The following is a 24,394-nucleotide window of genomic DNA, read 5'->3' as shown; positions in this document are numbered from 1 at the left end:
TCGTGCTTACCAGCGGAGCAGAACAGCGCCCCAGGTGAAGCCGCCGCCCATCGCTTCGAGCATCACGAGGTCGCCCTTTTTGATGCGGCCGTCGCCGGCAGCGGTCGCAAGCGCGAGCGGGATCGAGGCGGCTGAGGTATTGCCGTGCAGGTCGACAGTGACGACGACCTTGTCCGCATCGATGTTCAGCTTCTTCGCCGAACCGTCGATGATGCGTCGATTGGCCTGGTGCGGCACCAGCCAGTCGAGGTCTTCGGCAGTTGTCCCAGTCGAATCGAAAGCGGCCTGAATGACATCGGTGATCATGCCGACTGCATATTTGAAGACCTCGCGGCCTTCCATGCGCAGCTTGCCGACGCTGCCCGTCGTCGACGGTCCGCCATCGACATAAAGCTTGTCCTTGTGCGAACCGTCGGAGCGCAGATGCGCGGTCAGCACACCGCGATCGGCAGACGTGCCCTCGCCTTCTGCCGCCTCGAGCACGATCGCGCCGGCGCCATCGCCGAAAAGCACGCAGGTGGTGCGATCGTTCCAGTCTAGAATGCGCGAAAAAGTCTCTGCACCGATGACGAGAACGCGCTTTGCAAGGCCGCCGCGGATATAGGCGTCCGCGGTCGTGACCGCATAGACGAAGCCGGTGCAGACGGCCTGGACGTCGAAGGCAAAACCGTGGCTCATGCCGAGACGGTTCTGGATGTTGACCGAGGTTGCTGGAAAGGTGTTGTCCGGCGTCGAGGTGGCACAGATGATAAGATCGATATCGGCGGGCGTCAGGCCGCCATTGGCAAGGGCCGCACGCGCGGCGGCTTCGCCAAGCGAGGCCGTCGTCTCGTCGTCGCCGGCTACGTAACGCTGGCGGATGCCGGTGCGCTGGACGATCCATTCGTCCGACGTATCGACGATGGCCTCCATATCACGATTGGTCATCACGCGCTTCGGAAGTGCGGCTCCGAATCCGCGAACCACTGAACGGATCATATTCGATTGAACCCCATAGCTCATGCCGCTTCCGGGCCTATGGGAGGCAGCCGCTTGGCATGATATTTCTTAAGATCGTTTTCTATTTTCTGATTGAGGCCGTTCTTAGCCATGTCGTAACCGACCTCGATGGCAGCAGCGATGCCTTCGGCGTTGGCGCCGCCATGGCTCTTGATGACGATGCCGTTCAGCCCGAGAAACACTCCGCCATTGACCTTGCTCGGATCGAGCTTCTCGCGCAGCATATCGAAGGCGCTCTTGGCGAAGAGATAGCCGATACGGGCGAGCAACGTGCGGGACATGGCGGCACGCAGATATTCGGCGATCTGCTTGGCGGTGCCTTCGGCGGTCTTGAGCGCGATGTTGCCGGAGAAGCCTTCGGTGACGACAACGTCGACCGTGCCCTTGCCGAGATCGTTGCCCTCGACGAAGCCGGAATATTCGAGCGAATCGATATTCGCCTCGCGCAACAGGCGGCCGGCCTCCTTGACCTCTTCCTGGCCTTTCACCTCCTCGACACCGACGTTCAGAAGGCCGATCGTCGGGCGTTCGATCTCGAAAAGCGCGCGCGCCATGGCGCCGCCCATCAGCGCAAAATCCATCAGTTGCTGCGCATCGGCGCCGATCGTCGCACCGACATCGAGCACGATGCTCTCCCCCTTCAGCGTCGGCCAGATCGCCGCGATCGCCGGGCGCTCGATATTGGCCATCGTGCGAAGACAGAATTTCGCCATCGCCATCAGTGCGCCGGTGTTGCCGGCAGAGACAGCGACATCGGCATCGCCCGTCTTCACCGCCTCGATCGAGCGCCACATGGTCGAGATATAGCGGCCGCGGCGCAGCGCCTGGCTCGGCTTCTCTTCCATGCTGACAGCAAGCTCACAGTCGTGAAAGACCGATTTTTCCTTGAGTTTCGGGAACTTGGCGAGAAAGGGATCGCACTGTTCTTTAAGACCGTAGAAAACGAAGGAAATATCCGGATGCCGGTCCAGTGCCTTGGCGGCGCCGGGGATGACAACCTGGGGACCAAAGTCGCCACCCATGAGGTCGAGAGATATTCTGATCACGCGTCCCTGATCCTTCTTTTCGCCGAGGCGCGAAATTTGGGCCAAAATACCGGTTTTGGCGTCGCATACAACTGAATTATGTCAAATGCCAGAGGTGCTTCAGTCCTTTTTCCAGTCCTTGAGGACCGCGAAAGCGGAGGGTTTTTTGTCGTTTTCGCCGCTATCCTCGATATGGCCCTTGAACTCGACACCCTGCTTGCGGGGATAGGGATCGATCGCGAGAGCGGCGAATTCGGCAACCACCTCGCCGGCATCGATCGTGTCGCCGACAAAGGTCTCGGGCAGATCGGGACCATCGGGATCGAGCAGCATCTCGCCGGCGTCGTTGCCGGGCTGGCGTGCAAGCTTGGAACCCTCAGGCACGAAAATCTGCTCGAAACTTTCGTCGATCACGGCTTCGACCGGTTCCAGCGTCACGACGCAGGACTGGACGATCTTCGCCTGGACGCGGCCCTTGATGCGGACACCGTCGCGTTTCCAGCGGGCGATCTGCAGATCGGCGCTGAGATCGTCGACGGAGACGACGCTCCAGGCCCCGGCAAGCGCCTTCAACTCGCTGGCATCGGCCTCAATATGAACCTCGACGGGATTGGCCGAGATGTGGCCGACCTTGACGTGATAGGAGAAGGGAACATCGTCCCGATCGTTCTTCATCGTTTCCTCCTTCAGGCGACCGGCGGCAGCGTTGCCGAACCGCTGGCGATCAGCTCTTCCGGAACGGCAGACAGATGAGATTCTGCGGCGATCATCCAGTTGGCCAGGCCGGACATATCGGCCGGCGTCTCGGTTTCCGGATAGATATTGCGCGTTAATGCAAGCGCCAGCGCTTCGGCATCGCCGGCGTCCATCGCCTTCGAATAGGTTTCGAGCCGTCCGTAGAACATGCCGGCGAGCTTCTTCATGCGTTTCGGCACGCTGTTGTCGCCGATGCCGAGCTCGCGGATCGAATAGTCGATGTCCTGAAAGAAGGCATCGACGATCTCCTGGGCAATCTCTTGGCCACTGACGGCCGAGGCGCGCGTGCGGCGAAAAAACAGAATCATTACGATCGACAGCATTTCGAAGCGGCCCATGACGGTATCCGGTACATTGAGCCGCTCGTAGAGATCGGGCATGCGCGCGGCTGCGGTCAGCGCTGCATATTGCCTGTCGACGATCGTCTGATTGTTGTTTTTCTTGCGGAAGAGCCGGAGGATCATTGTTTTTTCCGGAAATGCCTCATTCTTCACGCCGGCTGGCGTCCGGCCTTGTTGCATGATTTCGAAAGCTGGTTTACCGAAGCAGGCGCGAATTGCAATGCCGTTCGTGGCCAGCTTCGGGACGACGCCTTCGAGGCGCCAGCGAAGCGAATTCGGGAAACTCGACCCGGAATGGCCACAATGGTTTTGCAGGAGGAAAGCGTGCAAGGCCCAAAATGGCTGCTATCGACACCCAAGGGAGTAGATGTCGTTGAAGAAACGGTATTTCAAGTCTGACATGAAACTCTTCAGCAGCGCGGCCATTGCCTTCATAATCGCCTCCACATCAGTTCTTTCAGGCTGCCAGACCGGCACAGTGCTCAACGGCGGCTATGTCGTCGATCAGCAGTCGCTCAATCTCGTTCCGGAAGGTTCCAGCCGCGAACAGGTCCTGCTTTCGCTCGGCACGCCATCGACGACGGCGACCTTTGACGGTGAGGTCTTCTATTATATTTCGCAGCGGCGCACGCGCGCCGTCGCCTTCCAGAAGCTGAAGGTCGTCGACCAGACCGTCCTGGCCATTTATTTCGACAAGAACGGCGTCGTCACCCGCCGTGCCAATTACACACTGCAGGACGGCAAGGTCTTCGATACGATCTCGCGCGTCACGCCGACCGGCGGCAAGGAACTCACCTTCCTGCAGCAGATGCTCTCCGGCGGCAGCGCAGCAAGTGCTGCCCGCAGCCTGTTCGGCGGCGGCGCCGGTGGCACGCCACAAAATCCGAGCAGCCTGCGCTGATCGACACGCTTTCAATGAAAAACCCGCCGGAGCGATCCGGCGGGTTTTTCAATGGGTGTATTTTCAGCGCCACGGCAGCCTGCTGCGCTTTTGCAATCTGCATCAGCCCGCGAGAACGGCAAGCAACAGCAGCGCAACAATGTTGGTGATCTTGATCGCCGGGTTGACGGCGGGGCCGGCGGTATCCTTGTAGGGATCACCGACGGTATCGCCGGTAACGGAGGCCTTGTGCGCATCCGAGCCCTTCATGTGACGCACGCCATCCTTGTCGACGAACCCGTCCTCGAAGCTCTTCTTGGCATTGTCCCAGGCGCCGCCGCCCGAGGTCATCGAGATGGCGACGAAGAGGCCGTTGATGATGACGCCGAGCAGCGATGCGCCGAGGGCGGCAAAGGCCGAGGCCTTGGAGCCGGAAATCAGAAGCACGCCGAAATAGACGACGACGGGAGCGAGCACCGGCAGCAGCGAAGGCACGATCATCTCGCGGATGGCGGCCTTGGTCAGCAGGTCGACGGCCTTGCCGTAATCCGGTTTTTCCGTGCCTTGCATGATACCGGGCTTCATCTTGAACTGCCGGCGAACCTCCTCGACGATCGAACCGGCGGCGCGGCCGACGGCTGTCATGGCGATGCCGCCGAACAGATAGGGAATCAAGCCGCCGAAAAGCAGGCCGGCGACGACGTAAGGGTTCGACAGTTCGAACGAGATCGTGCCGATATTGGCGAAGTAGGGATACTGGTCGCCGTGGGCCGCAAAATACTGCAGGTCGTTGGCGTAGGCGGCAAAGAGCACCAGCGCGCCGAGACCGGCAGAACCGATCGCGTAACCCTTGGTGACCGCTTTGGTGGTGTTGCCGACGGCGTCGAGCGCGTCGGTCGACTTGCGCACCTCCGGCGGCAGATGCGACATTTCGGCGATGCCGCCGGCATTGTCGGTAACTGGGCCGAAAGCATCCAGCGCAACGATCATGCCGGCAAGGCCGAGCATGGCGGTGACGGCGATGCCGGTGCCGAAGAGGCCGCCGAGCTGATAGGTTGCGAGAATACCGCCGACGATGACGATGGCCGGCAGGGCAGTCGATTCCAGCGAGACCGCAAGACCCTGGATGACGTTGGTGCCGTGACCGGTCACCGAAGACTGGGCGATCGAAACGACGGGGCGTTTGCCGGTGCCGGTATAATATTCGGTGATAACCACGATCAAGGCGGTGACGACGAGGCCGACGAGACCGCACACGAAGAGGTTCGTACCCGTGACGTCGGCGCCGGCGACCGTGCCGAGCGAGCCCCAGCCGACGGTCAGCGAGGTGGCGGCGCCGAGACCGACAATCGACAGCAGGCCGGTGACGATGAGACCCTTGTACAGCGCGCCCATGATCGAGCCGTTCGAGCCGAGCTTGACGAAGAAGGTGCCGATGATCGAGGTGATGATGCAGGCACCGCAGATCGCCAGCGGATAGATCATCGCAGACTGGAGAATCGGCGCGCCGGCAAAGAAGATCGCTGCGAGGACCATGGTGGCGACGACGGAGACCGCATAGGTCTCGAAAAGGTCGGCGGCCATGCCGGCGCAGTCGCCGACATTGTCGCCGACGTTATCGGCGATCGTTGCCGGATTGCGCGGATCGTCTTCGGGGATACCGGCCTCCACCTTGCCGACGAGGTCGCCGCCGACATCAGCGCCCTTGGTGAAGATGCCGCCCCCGAGACGGGCGAAAATCGAGATCAGCGAGGCGCCGAAACCGAGCGCCACCAGCGCATCAATGACTTCGCGCGAGCCGCTCTCATGTCCGAGCCCGACGGTCAATATCGTATAGTAGATGGAGACGCCGAGCAGCGCGAGGCCCGCCACCAGCATGCCAGTGATCGCGCCAGACTTGAAAGCGATGTCGAGGCCGGCGGAAAGGCTGGCGGACGCTGCCTGGGCGGTGCGCACGTTGGCGCGAACGGAGACGTGCATGCCGATGAAACCGGCAGCACCTGATAGTACGGCGCCGATCAGGAAACCGATGGCGGCGGTGGCGGAGAGAAGCAGCCAGGCTGCGATGAAAACAACGACGCCGACAAGCGCGATGGTTCTATACTGACGCGTCAGGTAGGCTTGGGCGCCCTCGCGGATGTAGCCCGCGATCTCCTGCATCCGGCTGTTGCCCTGATCGGCGGCAAGCACCGACCGGGTTGCCCAGGCGGCATAGACCACCGAGAGCAGACCGCATGCGATTACGCATAAAAGAATGGTCATTTCGCTCTTTCCTCCATAGGCCGGAACTCACTCCTTTTCCGGCAGATACGCCGCCGACTCGCCTTCCTCTCCACAGAAATGCACAGCTAAGCGGTGGGGAGATTGCGTGGTCGATTACGTGGCGTCAAGTCCGCAAAGGCCGAAAACCATTGCGGTACGAAGAAAGACGTAGGTGAGATTGTTCGGCGCTAAAGAGTTACTTCTTCGCTTCGCCGCGGACCTGCTTGGCGATGCGGTCGAGTACGGCGTTGACGAGCTTCGGCTCGTCGTCATCAAAAAAGGCTCGAGCGATCTCGACATATTCAGTGACGATGACCGCCACCGGGACGTCCTTGCGATCGAGGAGCTCGAAGACGCCGGCACGCAGGATGGCGCGAACCGTGCTGTCGAGGCGCGACAGCGCCCAATCATCCTGCAGCGCTGCAGCAATCAGCGGATCTAGACGGACCTGATCACGCACGACGCCGGAGACGATGGAGCGGAACCAGGCGGCATCGGCCTTCAGATAGGTCGCGCCGTCGAGTTCCTGGCCGAGGCGGTGCGCCTCGTATTCAGCGACGATTTCCAGAACGCCGGTGCCACCGACATCCATCTGATAAAGCGCCTGAACGGCCGCCAGGCGGGCAGCGCCCCGCTGGTTCGCAGTCTTGACCGGCCGTTCCGTCTTGTCGTCGTTCATTCGTTATGCACCCAGTTTCTGCTTCAGCGCGATCATCGTCAGAGCCGCACGAGCGGCAAACCCGCCCTTGTCCTTGTCCGAACGGCGGGCGCGCGCCCAAGCCTGTTCGTCATTTTCCACGGTCAGAATGCCGTTGCCGATGGCAAGGGATTCACTAACCGCGAGGTCCATCAGAGCGCGCGAGGATTCGTTCGATACGATATCGAAATGGTAGGTCTCGCCGCGAATGACCATGCCGAGAGCGACATAGCCGTCATAATGCGTGCCGCCATTGTCGTCCCCATCGAGCGCCATGGCAATCGCCGCTGGAATTTCCAACGCGCCGGGAACGGTGACGACCTCATAGGTGGCGCCGGCCTGCTCGAGCGCAAAGGTCGCGCCTTCGAGCAGCGCATCGGCCATGTCGTCATAGAAGCGGGCCTCGACGATCAAAATATGGGGAGCGGTCTCTCTCGACATTGTTTACCTTCGGTTGGCGGCACTTTTTCCACTCGACAGCCCGCGGTCAAAACATGCCTTCATCGGAATGGCAAGCACTTTCGGCCGGTGCCGCAAATGCGAAAGAGGAAATATCGGCAAGAGGATAGCCGCACCATCCCTGCCGAGGCGGCCAAGCCTTCGAAATCCGCTTTTCCGGAAGCGTGGAAAACGGCATTTCGAAGGCTGTTTTCATGAAGAACTTTTAATGTGTTTTCAGTGCCTTAACCCATTGAATGGCGAAAACGGCAACGCCAACTCCTTGTCGTGACGCAGACGATCCCCTGCACGACAGCCGACCGTCAAAGCAGATGAAAGGATTAAATCATGAACCGCGTTGTCACAATCACCATCACCGCAGCCCTCTCCTCTCTCGCATTTGCCGGCGTCAGCCGGGCCGAGAGCATCGGAATGAACTCCGTCCAAGGCATCGAGCAGACGCTCAGGACCTTCCGGGGCAATAACTTCAATGTCGAGCAGGTCCGCAACTGGCACAATCTCGACGACGAGACGACAGGTCCGCGCTCGGCCCCGGAACGCTCCGGGCAGGCCATACGCGGCATCCAGGCCTCGATCGATGCCAACAGATCGCTTGCACACCGTCTGAACAACGAGGGGATCGATGTCCGCAACATCGTCAATGCCGAACAGGCGGCGGACGGAAGCGTGACCTTCTACGTCCGCTGAGGTCACGACAGCAACAGAGCGTCTGGCGCATCCATCCGAAGTGCGGCGCTCGAAGCATGGGCGGCGTTCTCCTCTCCGCCCATGCCGAGGATTTTCCCGGGTCAGCGCGCGATTTCCATTGAATTTTCCAGCAAGATGATAGTTTCTCATCCTGCAACAGGAGAACATCATGGCGGCGGAATCGAAAACGGTGATCAATATCGCTGATCTCAAGCTCGACCACTGGAAACAGGGCGAGCTCTACGAAGGCGCCGACGTCTCCTTCGGAGCGCTGCTCGGCCTGGCGGGCCTCGGCATCAGCTACAATGAGGTGCCATCCGGCAAATCGAGCTGCCCCTTCCACAATCACCATGTCGAAGACGAGCTGTTCTACGTGATCGCAGGCACCGGCGAATACCGTTTCGGCGACGAGCGCCATCCGATCAAGGCAGGCGACGTGCTCGGCGCACCGGCGGGCGGGCCGGAAACGGCGCATCAGCTTATCAATACCGGCACAACCACCCTCGTCTATCTCGGCATCTCGACGATGGCGAAGACCGAAATCGTCGAATATCCCGATTCCGGAAAGTTCCTTGCCAAGACCAACAGGGACGCGACAGAAACCGGGCGCTTCCGCCATATCGGAAGGACCGAAGGCGATCTCGACTATTGGGACGGTGAGCCCGGCGCCTGAACGCGACTTCCACAAGGATTCGTCGTGATCGACATACCCACCTTGGAAACAGAGCGACTGACGCTTCGCCCTCACCGCCTCGACGATTTCGAGGCGCATGCGGCGCTATGGGCGGACGAAAAGGTCGTTCGCTTCATTACCGGTGCGCCGTCGACGCGCGAGCAGAGCTGGAGCCGCATGCTGCGCATCGCCGGCATGTGGCACAATATGGGTTTCGGCTTTCTGGCGATCGTGGAAAGGGAAAGCGGTAGGTTCATCGGCGAAGCTGGTTTCCTCGAAGCCCGGCGCGATATGGAACCGTCGATCGAGGGAACGATGGAGATCGGCTGGGCGCTGATGCCCGCGGCTCACGGCCGCGGTTATGCCACAGAGGCGCTGACGGCTCTGATCGGCTGGGCGGAGGCGCATTTTCCGGGAAAGCCGATGAGCTGCATCATCAGTCCCGAGAACCACGCCTCGCTGCGGGTCGCAGCCAAACTCGGTTTCCGCGAGACCATCCGCACGCAATACAACGGCGAGATCATTCAGTTTTCGCGTTAGGGAATTCCGCCAAGCGGGTAACGCAGCGCAGAGCGTCCACCACACAGGCCGATGCTCGTGGAACGCAGAATTGCGAATGCCCGAGAGCGTGCCACCTTCTCCCAGCAATCATGCAGCTATCGAGCGAGATCCGAGGCGTCTTTGGCCAATTTTTCCTGCCCTGCTGCGCAAGCCTCGCGTAATGCCCGAATTCTATGGTCATGGCCAGCGGTCTGCTTGGTCCTTCGGCGAAGCGATCACCGCTCTCGCCGACTGAGGCTGGAGAGAAGCGTTTCAAGGGAGAAGCATTTGCCGCGCGTGTCGATCTGTATACCGGCCTACAAGCCTGATTTCTTTGAACTCGCCCTAAAGAGCGCAATCGCGCAAAGCTATGCGGATGTCGAGATCATTGTCTCGGACGATTGCCCGACGGACGCCATCGAGGCAATCTGTTCACGGTATTCCAGCCTCATTGCTTATAGCCGCAATCCCCATCCCGGCGAATACACCAATATCATGAGGCTGGCGGGTCTCGCTGAGGGCGAATACATCAAATTTCTGTTCGATGACGACGTGCTTAGCCCTTTCTGCGTGCAGTTTCTTCTCGAAGCGCTGGAGGCGACGCACGGCAGAGGGACGAAACTTGCCTTTTCACCGCGGCACGTGATCGACGAGAGGAACAACTTCATCAACCTGATCAACCATTTCCAAGTCGATCGGGGTTTGAAGATCATCGAAGGCCGGGATTTCATCCGCTTGACCGCGATGCATCACCTCAACCTTATCGGCGAATATTCGACCGTGATGATGCGTAAGGCGGACTGCTTTGACGGAAATGGCGAGTTCCGCCTTTTCAGGCCCGAAAACGGGGTCTTCCGTGGCCTTCTTGATCTTTCAGGCTGGACAGAACTCGCCAAGGAAGGCGCGTTCGTCGCCCATCCGCACCCGCTTTCCTATTTCCGGCAGCATTCCAATTCCAAATCAAACCACACCACGAACCCGATCTTCATCTACGCCATCGTCTTTTACGAAGACATTCTGAACTATGCGCACGCCAACGGATTCCTCAGCCCGCAGGATTTGCCGGTCTCCTATCGCAATCTGATCAATGTCTACCAGTATTGGCGCGCCGCCTTTCCAGAACTCGATGCGAGGATCGCTCGCCTGAGCGCGCTGCTTGATGATGTCGGGCGATGGAGCGCGTAGCGGTTGGGTCGCTCGATCCCGGCGAGATTCACTATACCCGCACGTTTCGCGCAATTCTCACGATTTAATTGATGGTCGACATGGCGCGATCATGCAGACAGAGGGTTTCAAATGATGCAGTTGCTGGATGATACTATGGCGGGTTTCGGCGGACGCGAGCAGATCGTGCAGGCGTCTTTTTCCGTCGTCGTTCCCGCCTACAACGCATCAAACGTCATCGGGCGATGCCTGCAGAGCCTATTAAGTCAGCAGGGGCAGACGGCATTTGAAATTATTGTCGTCGACGATTGCTCGGCGGACGACACGATCTCTAAAGCCGAAGAGATAGGTCGTGGGCACAATAACATTAGCGTCCTGCGCCTCGACAGCAACGGCGGACCCGGCATTGCCAGGAATGCAGGGGTACTCAGAGCAAAAGGCGAATGGATTTGCTTCGTGGATGCCGACGACGTCGTGGAGAACAACTTTCTGGAGATGCTTCAGGCATCCGTCGAAGACTTCACGGATATTCTCGCGTTCAACTCCAGCCTTTATGACGCAGAAACCGGCAATAGCCTGAAAGCCAGCATCCGCGAGGATCTCGCCCGAGTCGAGGGCGCCGAAAGGCTGGCGGATTATCTTCAGGATCGCGTTGATCGATCAGTCATCTTCCATCTGTTCCGCCGCCGTTTCCTCCTAGACAATAACATCATGTTCCGCGGCGGCCTTCACGAGGACGTCGATTATATGTTTCACGCGCTGATGCGCGCGCGTTCTGTCAAGAGTCTTGACAGGCAGATCTACCGCAAGCTCGATACCCAGGGCTCAATCGTAAATTCGCTCAGCACCCGTCATGTCGACGGCTTCTTCGATGCGCTCGATGCCATGCATGCGCTCGTGGCGGACACGCCGATGTGGCCTGACCTGAAAAATCCTTTCCTGACCGGCATCATTAACGTGACCGCGTCTCGCCTGCTCAGGCTGCTGCCCGGCAAGGTGGTCAAGCTCGAGGATGCCGGCAAAATTCTCTCCACGCTTCACGGCCGTGTCGTGCGCTCAATGAAGCTTGCCGAGATTGCCTATCCCCTGCCGGTTCCGCCATCCGGCTTCCGCACCAAATATCGGATCACCTTCGATGCCTTTATGAACGGCATGGAAAAAGGCGATACGACCGAAGATATGCTGAGAGTCTTCGCGGAGATCGCGCCGAAGCTCTGGAGCTGCTACGACCTTCATCATTCCATTCTGCTCGGGCCTGGCGAGGTGCGTACCTGCTGCAAGCGCTTCACCTATGAAGGCGAACTGAAAGGCGATGTGGTTCTTTTTGGCGGCAACGGCAAGGATTTCCAGTTCACCTACAGCGATATCAAGCAGGCAAAAGATGCCCTGTTCCTCGAGATCAACCGAGACAACTCGGATGAATGCCGCGGTTGTCCCTTCTTGAAATTCGAGGATTGGGGCCGGCCGCTCGATCAAGGCGTCAAGTATCTTTCCTTCGAGCATCACTCGCTTTGCAATATGCGCTGCACCTATTGCAGCGAAACGTATTTTGGCGGCAAGAAGCCCGCCTATGACGCCGGCGCCTTTATCGACACGTTGAAGGATGCGAAGGCGCTCGAGAACATGGAATATATCGTCTGGGGCGGCGGCGAACCGACGGTCGAGCCGCGCTTCGACGAGCTTCTCAGCAAGCTGGCCGAGGGCATTTCCGATGTAAAGCAACGGGTCATCACTAACGCGACGATGTATTCGGAGACCCTTGCCGACCTTCTTCGGAAGGACCAAGCCCATATCGTTACCAGCATCGACGCCGGAAATAGCAAGAATTTCAGTGAGATCCGCAAGTATAAACATTTCGAGCGGGTATTCGAAAACCTGCGCCGCTATGCTGCCTGCTCTTCGCGCAATGTCGTCATAAAATATATTCTTTTGCCGGAAAACAGCTCCTCAGACGAACTTCGGCAATATGCCGACCTGATCGTCGAGAATGGCCTTACCGATTGCAACTTCCAAATCAGCTGCGATTTCAAAACGGATCGCGTGACCGATGACCAGTTAGTGTCGATCGTAGAACTTCACCATCTGCTGAGAGTTCGCGGCGCGCGCCTCATTTTCCTTGACGATCTCGTTTGGCAGCGGATTTTGACGGTTACGCCGGCTACCCTGGAATTGCTGAAATCCAAGCTGCAACCTTCGGTGCTGGAGACGGCATTCGAGCCGGCCCATCCTGAGGGCGTTGTGGTTTGGGGGATCGGCGGACAGGCTCAGATCATTCGCCGCAAGTCGCAGTTTTTTAAAACGAGCAAAATCGCTTATTTCATTGATCCGCGTCCCGAAATGATCGACCAGAGGCTCGGCGGCATTGAAGTGCGCTCTCCTCATTCGGCCCTGTCGGATGACCTGCCGATTATGATCGGCGCCGTGCAAAGCGCGCCGGAAATCTACGATCAGATTGAGGCTCTCGGCATAAGCCCCCAACGCATTCTGCAGAAAGTCATCCTGTAGCGCTGAACGCAGATCGGAGCGATGGAAAGTCCACCGCCTCGATCAGCAAGCCTCGGGAAACGCCCGCGGCCTACGATTTTGATCACCGCATCCATTTTCGAGTCTTTGAACACCGGAAGCGGATGGAAGAGAGCTGTCAATCTGCTGCTCCAGCGGTTTGATGCGGAACGCCCCTAACTCGTCAGGGGATGTGGGAGGGATTTGAGAATGACCAAGAGAGCATTGCTGGTCGGCAGCAACTTCAGCGCAGTTCCCCTTCTATTCGCGCTGAAAAGGCGCGGCCTGCATATTTCCGTGTGCGGAAACCGGCCGGATGAGCCCTGCCACGCGCATGCAGATCAATCGCATTTCATCGACTACAGCGATCCGACCGTGCTGCTCTCCCTCGTCGAGAGCGGCGATTTCGATTTCATCGTGCCGACCGGCAATGACGTTGCCTATATGTCGACCACCTTCGTCGCCGAAAAGCTCGGATTCCCGCGCTTCGATTCGCTGGAAACTGCGACCATCATTCACACCAAGCAGGCGTTCCGCAGCTTCACCGAGCAGTACGATATCCCTGCCCCACGTTCGGTGCGTCTGCATGGCGACTCGCCGGTCGAGACCGGCGCACTGCGCTACCCGCTGCTTGTAAAGCCAAGCGACAGTTTCAGCGGTCGTGGCGTCACGAAGGTTTTCGACAAGACAGAACTTGCGGACGCCGTCGCCGACGCCCGGCGCAACTCGCGCGCGGCGGAGATCGTTATAGAGGAATTCGTCGAAGGCAGCCTGCACAGCCATTCCGCCTTCATCAAGGACCAGGAAATCGTCTTCGACGTCTTCGTCGACGAATATTGCACAGTCTACCCATACCAGGTCGATTCATCGAATCATCCGTCGCGACTCTCCGAAACTGTCCGTTCGAAGACGCGTGCCATTATGGCGCGTGTCGTCAAGCTGCTCGGACTGCAGGACGGCCTCATCCATACGCAGTTCCTGTCAAATGACGACGATGTCTGGATAGTCGAATGCATGCGACGGTGCCCGGGTGATCTTTACGGCTCACTTGTCGACCAGTCTCTCGGCATCGATTATGCCGACCTGGTCATAACGCTGCTGCTGGGCGAGGAATTTTCGGTCAATCCGCGCTTCAAACCGCCGCTGTTTTTTGGGCGCCACACCATCACCTCCGTCAGGCCCTCGACGCCGTTTTCCTTCTCACATTCCATTCCATCATCCGATGTCCGCATTGCACAACTCAAGACCACGGGCAAACCGATGAATTCGGCACCGCTCGACAAGCTCGCCATCCTCTACGCCCGTTTCGAGACGCAAGACGAGATGCTGAAGGTGGCGCCGGATTTCAAAACGTTCATTTCGCTCCAAACGATGCAAGGAGACCTCGCATGAGCCGCTCAAGCCAGGGAGTAGCGGGAAAGCTGCGCCTCGCCTTTCTGGGCGGCGCCGTCAATTCTGCTGTAGGTCGCGCTCATCGCGATGCAATCGAACTTGATCAGAAATTCGATCTCGTCGCCGGCTGCTTCAGCCGCCACGGCGAGATCAATCGCGAGACAGCGGAACAGTACCGCATTTTGCCGGAGCGCTGCCATGCCGACTTCGATAAGTTGCTATCGAAAGAAGCCGGCAACATCGATGCTCTCGTCGTGCTTACGCCGACGCAGCAACATACGAAGCAGGTTGTCGGCGCACTCGAGGCGGGTATTCCGGTGATCTCGGAAAAGGCCCTTGCCGGCTCGAGCGCCGAGACGCGCATGATCGACAATGCGCGCAGTAACGGGACCTTTTTGGCCGTAACCTACAATTACACGGGGTACCCCATGCTCCGCGAAATCCGCGGCATGGTCGAGCATGGTGTTTTCGGTGAATTGCAGCAGATCCATATTGAGATGCCGCAGGAGAGCTTCCTCCGTTTCCGCCGCGACGGGACGCCGATGACGCCACAGGATTGGCGCTTGCGTGACGGTCCCGTGCCGACCGTTTCGCTCGATCTCGGCGTTCATGTGCACTCGTTGCTTCATTTTCTTACCCAGCGGGAGCCGGAAGAAGTCTGCGCGACCAGCCAGAGTTTCGGCAACTTTCCGCAGGTACTCGACAATGTACAGGCGCTTGTGCGCTGCGCCGGCGGCCTGCATTGCAGCATGTGGTACGGCAAGACAGCGCTCGGGCAACGCAACGGGCTGCGTGTTCGGCTCTATGGCTCCAAGGCATCAATCGAATGGCTTCAGGAAAACCCCGAGATTGCCTATTTCTACGACCGCAGCGGCCGCAGGCAGGTCCTCGATCGCGCCAGCCCGGAAATTATGATCGCCAACGCGAGCCGCTATGAGCGGTTCAAGGCGGGTCATCCTTCGGGCTTCATCGAAGCTTTCGCAAATTATTATGCCGACCTGGCGGACGCCCTGCTGCAACACAAGACCGGTACCACTCGCTTGCCTCACCCCTATGTGCTCGGGTTCAATGAGGCGGAAGAAGGACTGCTGCTGCTGGAAGCGATCGAATGCTCGCGGCTTGAAAAGCGCTGGGTCGAGGTTGAGCCGCGAGGCGTACGACGCCCGGCGATAGACCGGCTCGAAATCCAAGCTCCGCAACTGGCACTCTAAATCTATCCTCTACAAGATAAGAAAGCGGCGTGATCGATGGTCACGCCGCTTTCGTATGAGCAGCCGGCTGCATGCGCGGTTGGCAATTACTTGTTTTGGCAGGCAGGGCCCGCGTTCCCAATCTGCTGACAAGGCGGGCCGCCTGGCCTATTGGCGCGCATATCGCACCGCAGATCGTTTCTATCTGCGGTGCGATACGACATCCGGAATATCGCGTTTTCAAACTGACTCGATCAGCCCACAAACCTTGTCGACGATCTCAATCTCCATGTCCGGATAGATGGGAAGGCAGAGCACCTGTAGTGCTGCTTCGCTTGCGACCGGCAGATTCGACGCCTGGGCGGAAGGCAGGCTGCGATACATCGAGAAGCTTGAAATCAGCGGATAGAAATAGCGGCGCGTATGAATGCCGTTTTCCTTCAATAACTCATAGAGCCCATCTCGTGAAATGGGATAGCCGGGACGGACGAGGATCGGGAAATAAGAGAAGTTGGAGACGGTCTCGCCGGAACGGTCCAGGCATTCAATGCCCGCAACGCCGCGGAGCCGCTCGCGGTATGCACGGTCGATGAGCTCACGCCTTTCCAAGGCAAACTTGATGTATTTCAGCTGCAACAGGCCGAGCGCAGCGTTGAACTCGCTCATCTTGCCGTTCGTGCCTGGCGCGACCACGGTCACTTCATCGACGTAACCGAAGTTCTTCAGCTGGTCGATGCGGGTCTTCGTCTTGATGTCCGGGCAGATGATGGCGCCGCCTTCGAATGTGTTGAAAACTTTCGTCGCATGGAAGCTGAGGATGGAAAGGTCGCCGTGATTGAGAACACTTCCCCGTTCGTCCTCCACGCCGAAGGCATGGGCGGCATCATAGATGACCTTGAGATTGTAGAGATCGGCGATCTTCTGGATCGCATCGACGTCGCAAGGGTGGCCGTAGCAATGCACCGGCATGATCGCCGTCGTCTGCTGCGTGATCGCCGCCTCGATCTTCGCTGGATCGAGATTGAGCGTCACCGGGTCGATGTCGACGAAGACGGGTTTTAAGCCGTTCCAGAGAAGCGAGTGCGAAGTGGCCACGAAGGAATAAGGCGTGGTGATGACTTCGCCCGTGACGCGGAGTGCCTGAAGCGCCGTCAGCAGCGCAATGGTGGCGTTCGAAAAGAGGCTGATGTGCTTCACGCCGAGATGGTTGCAGAGCTCCTGCTCCAGTTGCCCGTGGAATGGCCCGCCATTGGTCAGGATGCGATTGTTCCAGATCGCTTCCAGCGAAGGAATGAATTCTTCAAGCGGCGGCAGGCTGGGCTTTGTTACATAGATCTTTTCGTTTTTCATGACGCCGTCCAGGGTTGGGCCCTATCACGGATTTGGGCCTGGTACGAACATCACGGCTTAACCTGTTGCGAAGCTGACCAGCGAAAGTCATGCCAACAGTGTGGCGCAAGCTTCACGTCCAATAGTCGGCACCCATACGAATGCCGCATCGTGAATCACGAAGACGGCAGCCATTCGCGAAGGACAACGCCTTGACGATCAATCAGCCCATTTCTTCCTTGCCGGCCGGTCTTCCCGATCTGGCGCTTCTCACGGAGAAAGCTGCCGGGACGGGATCCGTCATCATCTATCAGCCTTACCTCGACCCTTCGCAGCGCAGCCAAATCGACGCGGCGGCCATGCCGCTCGACATCTCGTTCAATACGCAGGCCACGACCCGCGAATATGAACTCTTCCGCACCCTGCATCAGCATCACGAGGCGATCGGCCTCGGCGAGGATGTATTCTGGGGGTTGCTCTCCAGCAAATTCGAGATGAAGTCGGTGACGAGCTTCCCGTCCTTTGTCACGGAGGCGGAAAAGGCCAGGGCAGAAGGTGCGGACGCCTATCTTTACAATCCCCTGATCGGCCACGCGGCGATCTACAGCAACGTTTGGGAACATTCGCTGCTTGGCGGTCATCCCGGTATGGACCCGATTTTCCTGCACATCCAGGACCTCGGCTATCCGATTGCGCCGCCGCAGGACAAGACTTCCTTCGCGTTCTGCAATTATTTCTGCGGAAACCGGAAATTCTGGTCCGAGTATTTCGCCTTTTGCGAACGCATTCTCGAATCGCTGGAACACCAGGCGCGCGCCGGCACGCCGGCGGGCACCGCCTATGCCGGTACAGCCCACTATTCGCGCGATGCCAACGCGAAGATGCGGCCCTTCGTGATCGAGCGCCTGCTGGGGCTCTATGTCCAGCAGGCTGCCGCCTCCGGATTGAAAATCGCCGCCTTCGTACCGGCTCTTGCCGATTTCGAATGGAAGTTCGGTACCCGCCTCGGCCGGATGCTGCATGGCCTCTTTGCCGCCAAGGAAGCCTTTCTGAAGACCCGTGACGAGGCTCTGCTGACCTCGTGGCAGGAAGGCCGCCAGCCGCTCATCAAGCAGCCTCATCTGATCTGGATGGCTGACGATCCGCCGGGCTGGATGCCACGCGGGCAGTTCATCGGCGGCCGCGAATTGATGCGCGCCTATGCTCCGCGGGCCCAAGGCGCCCCCCCGATGCCGCAGCAGCCGGTGCGGACGGAAAGGCCCGCTATACCAGCTGCGCCGAAAATCGAGCAGCCGCTCCGCAACCCGCTGCAGCCTTTCGCCGGCGGATGGCAGGCACACAAGGATCGTCATTGCATCTGGATCGTGACGCCCGAAAACTACAATCACAGCCACGCCTTCGACGAAGTCGCACTCGGCATGCAAGGCGCCTTCGAGGAACTCGGCGGCTCGGCACCGATCGTCCGCGACATGAATGCATTCGCCGGCCGTGCGCCGATCATCTACGGCGGCAATCTTCTCCCCGCCGAAATCGTCGGCCATCTGCCGAAGGACAGCGTCATCATTAACCTCGAGCAAGTGTCCGAGGAAAGCAGCTGGATCAATTCGCGCTATACGTCGATCCTGAGGGCGATGCCGGTGCTCGACTACAGCCCGCGCAACCGCGAAAACCTTGCCGCCAAGGGCATCGATCATGCCGGTGTGCTCGAAATCGGTTACAGCGGTTGCCTGAGCCAGATCCAGCACAACCCCGTCAAGGATATCGACGTCCTCTTCTACGGCTCGATGAACGAACGCCGCCACCATATCCTGAAGACGTTGAACGACAGCGGGCTCAAGGTCGCGCACCTCTTCAACATCTATGGTGCGGAACGCGATACGGCGATTGCCCGCGCCAAGATCGTCATAAACATCCATCACTATGCGAGCGGCGTTTTCGAGATCGTGCGCATTTCCTATCTGCTCGCCAATCGCGTTTGCGTGCTGACGGAAGGCGACATCCGCGATCCAGACCTCCAGCCCTTCATCGGCGGGTTGGCAATTGAGCGCTATGACGACATGATCGAGCGCTGCTACAAGCTGATCGCAGATGTAGACGAGCGCGATGCCATTGCCGCGACAGGCCTTGCGGCCATGCAGAGCCGCTCGCAGGCGGAGATGCTGATGAACGTCATGAAGGCCGCAGAAAAGGTAAGTCATGCGCATTGAGACCGCGGTCATCGAGGGCATTGTTGCAATCACGCCGCCACGCTTCGGCGATCACCGCGGCTACTTCTCGGAGGTATTCAAAGATGCCTGGTTCCGGGAAAATGTGGCCGACGTCGCGTTCATCCAGGACAATGAATCGCTTTCGGCGCAGGCTGGAACCGTCCGGGGGCTGCATTTCCAGATCCCGCCCTTTGCACAGGGCAAGCTGGTGCGCTGCCTTGCCGGTCGGATCATGGATGTCGTCGTCGATATCCGCGAGGGATCGCCGAGCTTTGGCAGATGGCTCTCTCAGGAACTCTCGCCGGAAACCGGCAAGCAGCTCTGGATACCGGCTGGTTTCGCACACGGATTCGTTACGATCGAGCCGAACAGCGTCGTCAGCTACAAGGTAACCGCACCCTACAGCCCGCAGCATGATCGGGGCATCGCGTGGAACGATCCGATGATCGGCATTCGCTGGCCGTTCGATGAGAGAGAGATGGTGTCGTCCGACAAGGACAAGACGCTGCCGCGGCTCGCCGATCTGCCAAGCCATTTTTCCTATTCAGCACAACAACCCAAGGATTGATCGTCGATGCGCATACTGGTCACGGGCGGAGCGGGCTTCATCGGATCGGCATTGGTGCGCCATCTTGTCAGCGAGATCGGCGCTGAGGTGCTGAATGTCGACGCGCTGACCTATGCCGGCAATCTGGCATCGCTGAAATCCATCGAATCGGCGCCGAACTATCAATTCCTGCGCGCCGACATCTGCGACCAAGCCAGAATGCAGGAAGCATTCGCATCCTTCCGCCCTGATATCCTCATGCATCTGGCAGCAGAGAGCCATGTCGATCGCTCTATCTCGGGCGCGGCCGATTTCATTCAGACCAACATCGTCGGTACATTCAGCCTGCTGGACGCCGCACGGCACTATTGGGACGGGCTTGACGCGCGCAGCAAGAGCGCCTTCCGCTTTCTGCATGTCTCGACGGACGAGGTGTACGGCTCGCTCGGCGACCAGGGCCTCTTCGAGGAGACGACGCCTTACGATCCGTCATCGCCCTACTCCGCCTCCAAGGCCGCGAGCGACCATCTGGCGATCGCCTGGCACCGCACCTACGGCCTGCCCGTCGTCGTCTCCAATTGCTCCAACAATTACGGCCCGTTCCATTTTCCGGAAAAGCTCATTCCGCTGATGATCCTGAACGCATTAGAGGGCAAGCCTCTTCCGGTTTACGGCAACGGCACGAATGTTCGCGACTGGCTCTATGTCGAAGACCACGCCCGCGCGCTCTTTGCGATCGCATCCAGAGGACGCCCCGGCGAAAAATACAATGTCGGCGGCCGCAATGAGCGCAGGAACATCGATGTCGTTCATCGCATCTGCGCGATCCTTGACGGCGTCTACACTGACAAGGCACCGCATGCGCGTCTGATTACCAACGTCACGGACAGGCCCGGGCACGACGCACGCTATGCAATCGATGCCTCGAAGCTCGAAAGCGAACTCGGCTGGAAGGCGCAAGAGACCTTCGAAACCGGTATCGAGAAGACCGTGCACTGGTACTTGGAAAACGAATGGTGGTGGAGGCCGCTACGCGAAAACGTCTACTCCGGCGAACGCCTCGGCGTTTTCAAGGGACGATAAGCGATGCGCATTGCCGTCACCGGCAAACAGGGCCAGATCGTTCAGTCGCTGCTCAGACGCGGCGCCGAAACGGGCGTTGAAATCAGTGCGGTCGGCCGCCCGGAAATGGACCTCGCAAATCCCGCAAGCATCGCCGCCGCTTTCTCGGCTCTGCGCCCGGATGTGATCGTCTCGGCGGCCGCCTATACGGCGGTCGACAAGGCCGAGAGCGAAGCCGAGCTTGCTTTTTCTGTCAACGCGGCGGGCGCCGGGGCGGTTGCCGAGGCTGCCGCGCGGATCGGGGCTCCGGTCATCCACATTTCGACCGACTACGTCTTCAGCGGCGACAAGGCCTCCGCCTATTCCGAAGAGGATGCGACGGCGCCGATCTCGGTCTATGGGCGTTCGAAGCTTGCGGGCGAGAAGGCCGTCGCGGCGGTGAACCCGAACCACGTCATCTTGCGCACAGCCTGGGTCTATTCGCCCTTTGGCAGCAATTTCCTGAAAACGATGCTGCGGCTTTCCGAGACGCGCGATCATCTTCGCGTTGTCGCCGATCAGACAGGATGCCCGACCTCGGCACTCGACATCGCCGACGCGATTCTTGTGATCGCAACCCGCATCGTAGCGGATCCTGCGCCATCGCTGCGCGGCACCTTTCACCTGACCGGCAGCGGCCAAGCAAGCTGGGCGGACTTCGCCGAAGAGATATTCGCGGAGCTCCTTAAATCCGGCGGCAAAAAGGTCGAGGTCGAACGCATCCCGACGGCGGACTATCCGACACCGGCGAGGCGTCCCGCCAATTCGCGTCTCAACGGCGACAAGCTCGCCAAAACATATGGAATCCGGCTCCCGGAGTGGAAGCAGTCCATGATGGTGGTCATGCAAGACCTTTTGAATAAAGGTCTTTAAGGAGATGGGCATGAAGGGAATTATTCTCGCCGGCGGCACAGGCACACGTCTGCATCCGATCACAGAGGCTGTCTCGAAACAGTTGATGCCGGTCTACGACAAGCCGATGATCTACTATCCGCTGACGACGCTTATGCTCGCCGGCATCAGAGAGTTGCTGATCATCACCACGCCTCACGACGTCGAAGCTTTCAAGCGCCTTCTCGGCGATGGCTCGCAATGGGGAATTTCGCTGACCTATGCCGTACAGCCGAGCCCGGACGGCCTCGCCCAGGCGTTCATCATCGGCGCCGACTTCGTGCACGGCGACAGCTCGGCACTCGTTCTCGGCGACAACATCTTCTACGGGCACGGCCTGCCGGAAATCATGAAATCCGGCACGAGTCGTCGCGAAGGCGCGACGGTCTTCGCCTATCACGTCACCGATCCGGAACGTTATGGCGTCGTCGGCTTCGACGAAAAGATGAATGCGCTGTCGATCGAGGAGAAGCCGAAGGAGCCAAAATCGAACTGGGCGGTGACCGGCCTCTATTTCTACGACCAGCAGGTGGTCGATATCGCCGCCAACCTGAAGCCGTCACCGCGCGGCGAATTGGAAATCACCGATGTCAACCGTACCTATCTCGAGCGCGGCCAGCTTTTCGTGGAGTTGATGGGCCGGGGCTATGCCTGGCTCGACACCGGCACGCCGGACAGCCTGCACGATGCCGCGGGTTTCGTCAGCACGCTGGAGAAACGCCAGGGCTTCAAGATCGCTTGTCCCGAGGAAGTCGCCTGGCGCATGGGTTACATCTCGCAGGCCGAACTCGCCAAGCTCGCGGAGAAGCTCGGCAAGAGTGCCTACGGCCAGTATCTGAGGAAGCTGTCCCCGGATTGGTGAACCATCTGGCTTGCGCCGCCTCACAGACGGTAGTTGGACGTCTCAGGGGCGCAGATGATGTTCCTCGCGCCCGGCATGCCAGTCGTGGCGCGACACCGGAAAGCAGTACAGGTTTGTAATTCAGGCGCTCGGGAATTCCGCCAGCCTGGCAGCGTAACGCGCCATTGTATCGACTTCGAAATTGACGAAATCGCCGGCTTTGCGCTCACCCCACGTGGTGACGTCGAGCGTGTGGCGGATGAGCAGGACATCGAAATCGGTGCCGTCGACCGCATTGACGGTCAGCGAAGTGCCATCGAGTGCGATCGACCCCTTGGGGGCGACGAATCTCGCCAGATGCTCAGGTGCGCGCAAGCGGTAACGGGTAGCATCGCCCTCCGATGTCACCGACAGGATTTCCGCCTTGCCGTCGACATGGCCGGAAACGATGTGGCCGCCGAGTTCATCTCCGATCTTCAGCGACCGTTCGAGATTGATGCGGCTGCCTTCACGCCAGGTGCCGATCGTCGTCAGCCGCAGCGCCTCTTCCCAAGCTTCCACTTCGAACCAGCGGCCATTGCTGCCTTCATCAGGCAGGCCTGTCACGGTGAGGCAGATGCCGGAATGGGAGATGGACGCGCCCATATCGATGGTCGCAGGATCGTAGCTTGTTGCGACGCGCAGCTTGATGCCCTCCTTCAGGGGGGAAACGGATTCGACTATGCCGACATCGGTGACTATTCCGGTGAACATCAAAGCCCTCTTTCGTATTCGTCCAGGCGATCGTCGCCAAACATTCGCGTGCTCATATGCATGAAACCGGATGGTATGTCGGTTGCCTGCACCGGGGATTCAATACCGCCCTCACCGATGAGGCCGGGCGCCTGGTAAAGCTGGATTCGATCGACGAGGCCGGCCTCAAGGAAAAGCCGTGCTGTCTTTGCGCCCCCCTCGACCAGAAGCGAGGAAATACCCCGCGTCGCAAGCGCCGGCAGCAGGACCTCGGGGTGATAGGGATTGCAGTAGACGACTTCGACGCCGGCGGTTTCGAGCGCGGTGCGGCGGGAGTCTATGTCGGCGGGGTCAGTGGGGGAGATGTCCGGCAGGACAGAGGGGGGTAATCCTTCAGCATCCGCCGCCAACGGCGAAACTTTCTCGCTCGCCACCACGATGACCGGCACCTCCCGCGCCGTCTGAACCAGCTTACTCGTCAGCGGCAACGCAAGAGACGGATCAAGGACGATGCGGATCGGCGACTGGGCTTCGAGGCCTGGCGTGCGCACCGTCAGAAGCGGGTCATCCGCTATCGCGGTGCCGATGCCGACGAGGATCGCGTCGGATTCGGCGCGCAGCGCCTGAACCTCGGCGCGGGCCTCCGGACCTGTGATCGTCACTTGGCCCTCCCCCTCCCGGCCGATCATGCCATCGGCGGAAACGGCAAGTTTGAGAGTCACATAGGGGCGGTTCTTCGTCTGGCGGGTGAGATAGCCGGCCAGCGAACGCTGGCCCTCCGTCTCCAGTGCGCCGGCGTCCACCTCGATGCCGGCTTGGCGCAGCATGGCGATGCCTCGGCCGGAGACGCGCGGATCGGGATCGGTAACGCTGATGACTACGCGAGCCACGCCATAGGCGATCAGCGCCCCGGCACAGGGCGGTGTCTTGCCGTGATGCGAGCAGGGTTCGAGCGTCACATAAGCGGTGGCGCCGCGGGCGCGTTCGCCGGCTTCGGCGAGCGCCTGCGGCTCGGCATGCGGACGGCCGCCGAGCGCCGTGACCGCACTGCCGACGACGACGCCGTCACGAACGATGAGGCAGCCGACGGAAGGGTTGGTGGCGGTGCGGCCGAGATGCCGGCGCGACAGGCGGATCGCCGATGCCATGAAACCTTCGTCATCCGCCGTGACGCTCATG

The 24,394-nt window shown here is 59.6% G+C and carries 23 protein-coding genes; 13 read left to right on the top strand and 10 right to left on the bottom strand.

Features of this window, described 5'->3' with window-relative positions; all coding sequences use genetic code 11:
• Nucleotides 1–6 precede the first annotated feature (6 nt).
• The 4 genes from PH551_RS09720 to PH551_RS09705 form a co-directional block, all read right to left on the bottom strand.
• The gene (locus PH551_RS09720; protein ID WP_064711301.1) at nt 7–978 is read right to left on the bottom strand and encodes a beta-ketoacyl-ACP synthase III; all 972 of its coding nucleotides are present in this window, start codon (nt 976–978) and stop codon (nt 7–9) included.
• 20 nt (nt 979–998) lie between these two features.
• Nucleotides 999–2,045, bottom strand: a complete 1,047-nt coding sequence (gene plsX / locus PH551_RS09715; protein WP_097598536.1) for a phosphate acyltransferase PlsX — start codon at nt 2,043–2,045, stop codon at nt 999–1,001.
• Between the two features lie 99 nt (nt 2,046–2,144).
• Nucleotides 2,145–2,699 (bottom strand): YceD family protein, encoded by a 555-nt coding sequence (locus tag PH551_RS09710; RefSeq protein ID WP_085777721.1) that lies wholly within the window; start codon nt 2,697–2,699, stop codon nt 2,145–2,147.
• 11 nt (nt 2,700–2,710) lie between these two features.
• Nucleotides 2,711–3,301: a ubiquinol-cytochrome C chaperone family protein gene (locus PH551_RS09705; RefSeq protein ID WP_285192834.1), complete on the bottom strand. Its 591-nt coding sequence runs from the start codon at nt 3,299–3,301 to the stop codon at nt 2,711–2,713.
• 187 nt (nt 3,302–3,488) lie between these two features.
• Here PH551_RS09705 and PH551_RS09700 point away from each other — a divergent pair, with 187 nt between their 5' ends.
• Entirely contained in the window at nt 3,489–4,022 is a 534-nt protein-coding gene (locus tag PH551_RS09700; protein WP_085777720.1) for an outer membrane protein assembly factor BamE, read from the top strand.
• A gap of 102 nt (nt 4,023–4,124) precedes the next feature.
• Here the strand turns inward: PH551_RS09700 and PH551_RS09695 are convergent, their stop codons facing one another.
• From PH551_RS09695 to PH551_RS09685, 3 genes are all read right to left on the bottom strand, one after another.
• Nucleotides 4,125–6,263: a sodium-translocating pyrophosphatase gene (locus PH551_RS09695; RefSeq protein ID WP_085777719.1), complete on the bottom strand. Its 2,139-nt coding sequence runs from the start codon at nt 6,261–6,263 to the stop codon at nt 4,125–4,127.
• A 196-nt stretch (nt 6,264–6,459) separates the two neighbouring features.
• Nucleotides 6,460–6,942: a transcription antitermination factor NusB gene (gene nusB, locus PH551_RS09690; protein WP_064706868.1), complete on the bottom strand. Its 483-nt coding sequence runs from the start codon at nt 6,940–6,942 to the stop codon at nt 6,460–6,462.
• Between the two features lie 3 nt (nt 6,943–6,945).
• Entirely contained in the window at nt 6,946–7,401 is a 456-nt protein-coding gene (locus PH551_RS09685; protein ID WP_011424856.1) for a 6,7-dimethyl-8-ribityllumazine synthase, read from the bottom strand.
• A 345-nt stretch (nt 7,402–7,746) separates the two neighbouring features.
• Here PH551_RS09685 and PH551_RS09680 point away from each other — a divergent pair, with 345 nt between their 5' ends.
• From PH551_RS09680 to PH551_RS09650, 7 genes are all read left to right on the top strand, one after another.
• A complete protein-coding gene (locus PH551_RS09680; RefSeq protein ID WP_285192831.1) occupies nt 7,747–8,106 on the top strand; it encodes a hypothetical protein in 360 nt (119 codons plus the stop codon).
• 169 nt (nt 8,107–8,275) lie between these two features.
• Nucleotides 8,276–8,779: a cupin domain-containing protein gene (locus PH551_RS09675; RefSeq protein WP_285192830.1), complete on the top strand. Its 504-nt coding sequence runs from the start codon at nt 8,276–8,278 to the stop codon at nt 8,777–8,779.
• Nucleotides 8,780–8,803: 24 nt separating this feature from the next.
• The gene (locus PH551_RS09670; protein WP_285192829.1) at nt 8,804–9,319 is read left to right on the top strand and encodes a GNAT family N-acetyltransferase; all 516 of its coding nucleotides are present in this window, start codon (nt 8,804–8,806) and stop codon (nt 9,317–9,319) included.
• 288 nt (nt 9,320–9,607) lie between these two features.
• The gene (locus PH551_RS09665; protein WP_350223848.1) at nt 9,608–10,504 is read left to right on the top strand and encodes a glycosyltransferase family 2 protein; all 897 of its coding nucleotides are present in this window, start codon (nt 9,608–9,610) and stop codon (nt 10,502–10,504) included.
• A gap of 111 nt (nt 10,505–10,615) precedes the next feature.
• Nucleotides 10,616–12,988 (top strand): glycosyltransferase, encoded by a 2,373-nt coding sequence (locus PH551_RS09660; RefSeq protein WP_285192828.1) that lies wholly within the window; start codon nt 10,616–10,618, stop codon nt 12,986–12,988.
• 207 nt (nt 12,989–13,195) lie between these two features.
• Nucleotides 13,196–14,377 (top strand): ATP-grasp domain-containing protein, encoded by a 1,182-nt coding sequence (locus PH551_RS09655; RefSeq protein WP_285192827.1) that lies wholly within the window; start codon nt 13,196–13,198, stop codon nt 14,375–14,377.
• Nucleotides 14,374–15,588 carry a Gfo/Idh/MocA family protein gene (locus PH551_RS09650; protein WP_285192826.1) on the top strand — a complete coding sequence of 405 codons (1,215 nt, stop codon included), beginning with the start codon at nt 14,374–14,376 and terminating at the stop codon, nt 15,586–15,588. The genes PH551_RS09655 and PH551_RS09650 overlap by 4 nt, the downstream gene beginning before the upstream one ends.
• A 219-nt stretch (nt 15,589–15,807) precedes the next feature.
• Here the strand turns inward: PH551_RS09650 and PH551_RS09645 are convergent, their stop codons facing one another.
• Nucleotides 15,808–16,917 carry a DegT/DnrJ/EryC1/StrS family aminotransferase gene (locus PH551_RS09645; protein ID WP_285192825.1) on the bottom strand — a complete coding sequence of 370 codons (1,110 nt, stop codon included), beginning with the start codon at nt 16,915–16,917 and terminating at the stop codon, nt 15,808–15,810.
• A gap of 191 nt (nt 16,918–17,108) precedes the next feature.
• Between PH551_RS09645 and PH551_RS09640 the strand changes: the two genes are divergently transcribed.
• The 5 genes from PH551_RS09640 to rfbA are packed head-to-tail and all read left to right on the top strand — an operon-like array spanning nt 17,109 to nt 22,504.
• Nucleotides 17,109–19,103, top strand: coding sequence for a CgeB family protein (locus tag PH551_RS09640; protein ID WP_285192824.1), 1,995 nt, complete (start codon nt 17,109–17,111; stop codon nt 19,101–19,103).
• Entirely contained in the window at nt 19,093–19,671 is a 579-nt protein-coding gene (gene rfbC / locus PH551_RS09635) for a dTDP-4-dehydrorhamnose 3,5-epimerase (RefSeq protein WP_285192823.1), read from the top strand. The genes PH551_RS09640 and rfbC overlap by 11 nt, the downstream gene beginning before the upstream one ends.
• 6 nt (nt 19,672–19,677) lie before the next feature.
• Nucleotides 19,678–20,733: a dTDP-glucose 4,6-dehydratase gene (gene rfbB / locus PH551_RS09630; RefSeq protein ID WP_285192822.1), complete on the top strand. Its 1,056-nt coding sequence runs from the start codon at nt 19,678–19,680 to the stop codon at nt 20,731–20,733.
• A 3-nt stretch (nt 20,734–20,736) separates the two neighbouring features.
• Nucleotides 20,737–21,624, top strand: a complete 888-nt coding sequence (rfbD, locus tag PH551_RS09625; RefSeq protein WP_221112329.1) for a dTDP-4-dehydrorhamnose reductase — start codon at nt 20,737–20,739, stop codon at nt 21,622–21,624.
• 10 nt (nt 21,625–21,634) lie between these two features.
• Nucleotides 21,635–22,504 carry a glucose-1-phosphate thymidylyltransferase RfbA gene (gene rfbA / locus PH551_RS09620; protein WP_285192821.1) on the top strand — a complete coding sequence of 290 codons (870 nt, stop codon included), beginning with the start codon at nt 21,635–21,637 and terminating at the stop codon, nt 22,502–22,504.
• Between the two features lie 120 nt (nt 22,505–22,624).
• Here rfbA and PH551_RS09615 read toward each other — a convergent pair whose 3' ends face one another.
• Complete coding sequence (locus PH551_RS09615; protein ID WP_285192820.1) at nt 22,625–23,236, bottom strand: riboflavin synthase; 612 nt, start codon at nt 23,234–23,236, stop codon at nt 22,625–22,627.
• Nucleotides 23,236–24,393, bottom strand: a complete 1,158-nt coding sequence (gene ribD / locus PH551_RS09610; protein ID WP_285192819.1) for a bifunctional diaminohydroxyphosphoribosylaminopyrimidine deaminase/5-amino-6-(5-phosphoribosylamino)uracil reductase RibD — start codon at nt 24,391–24,393, stop codon at nt 23,236–23,238. The genes PH551_RS09615 and ribD overlap by 1 nt, the downstream gene beginning before the upstream one ends.
• Nucleotide 24,394: the final 1 nt, after the last annotated feature.

This window comes from Rhizobium atlanticum (genome assembly GCF_030182485.1).
Classification (GTDB): domain Bacteria; phylum Pseudomonadota; class Alphaproteobacteria; order Rhizobiales; family Rhizobiaceae; genus Rhizobium.
Note: the sequence above shows the minus strand (reverse complement) of the source record. Positions and strands in the feature narration are given on the sequence as shown.

Bases quoted from the DNA above. Each gene is read 5' to 3' on its own strand.
- PH551_RS09615 (WP_285192820.1), bottom strand. From the start codon at position 23,236: ATGTTCACCGGAATAGTCACCGATGTCGGCATAGTCGAATCCGTTTCC.
- PH551_RS09720 (WP_064711301.1), bottom strand. From the start codon at position 978: ATGATCCGTTCAGTGGTTCGCGGATTCGGAGCCGCACTTCCGAAGCGC.
- PH551_RS09655 (WP_285192827.1), top strand. From the start codon at position 13,196: ATGACCAAGAGAGCATTGCTGGTCGGCAGCAACTTCAGCGCAGTTCCC.
- rfbB (WP_285192822.1), top strand. From the start codon at position 19,678: ATGCGCATACTGGTCACGGGCGGAGCGGGCTTCATCGGATCGGCATTG.
- PH551_RS09685 (WP_011424856.1), bottom strand. From the start codon at position 7,401: ATGTCGAGAGAGACCGCTCCCCATATTTTGATCGTCGAGGCCCGCTTC.
- ribD (WP_285192819.1), bottom strand. From the start codon at position 24,393: ATGAGCGTCACGGCGGATGACGAAGGTTTCATGGCATCGGCGATCCGC.
- rfbD (WP_221112329.1), top strand. From the start codon at position 20,737: ATGCGCATTGCCGTCACCGGCAAACAGGGCCAGATCGTTCAGTCGCTG.
- PH551_RS09675 (WP_285192830.1), top strand. From the start codon at position 8,276: ATGGCGGCGGAATCGAAAACGGTGATCAATATCGCTGATCTCAAGCTC.
- PH551_RS09650 (WP_285192826.1), top strand. From the start codon at position 14,374: ATGAGCCGCTCAAGCCAGGGAGTAGCGGGAAAGCTGCGCCTCGCCTTT.
- PH551_RS09645 (WP_285192825.1), bottom strand. From the start codon at position 16,917: ATGAAAAACGAAAAGATCTATGTAACAAAGCCCAGCCTGCCGCCGCTT.
- PH551_RS09710 (WP_085777721.1), bottom strand. From the start codon at position 2,699: ATGAAGAACGATCGGGACGATGTTCCCTTCTCCTATCACGTCAAGGTC.
- PH551_RS09695 (WP_085777719.1), bottom strand. From the start codon at position 6,263: ATGACCATTCTTTTATGCGTAATCGCATGCGGTCTGCTCTCGGTGGTC.
- rfbA (WP_285192821.1), top strand. From the start codon at position 21,635: ATGAAGGGAATTATTCTCGCCGGCGGCACAGGCACACGTCTGCATCCG.
- PH551_RS09680 (WP_285192831.1), top strand. From the start codon at position 7,747: ATGAACCGCGTTGTCACAATCACCATCACCGCAGCCCTCTCCTCTCTC.
- PH551_RS09700 (WP_085777720.1), top strand. From the start codon at position 3,489: ATGTCGTTGAAGAAACGGTATTTCAAGTCTGACATGAAACTCTTCAGC.
- PH551_RS09660 (WP_285192828.1), top strand. From the start codon at position 10,616: ATGATGCAGTTGCTGGATGATACTATGGCGGGTTTCGGCGGACGCGAG.
- nusB (WP_064706868.1), bottom strand. From the start codon at position 6,942: ATGAACGACGACAAGACGGAACGGCCGGTCAAGACTGCGAACCAGCGG.
- rfbC (WP_285192823.1), top strand. From the start codon at position 19,093: ATGCGCATTGAGACCGCGGTCATCGAGGGCATTGTTGCAATCACGCCG.
- PH551_RS09705 (WP_285192834.1), bottom strand. From the start codon at position 3,301: ATGCAACAAGGCCGGACGCCAGCCGGCGTGAAGAATGAGGCATTTCCG.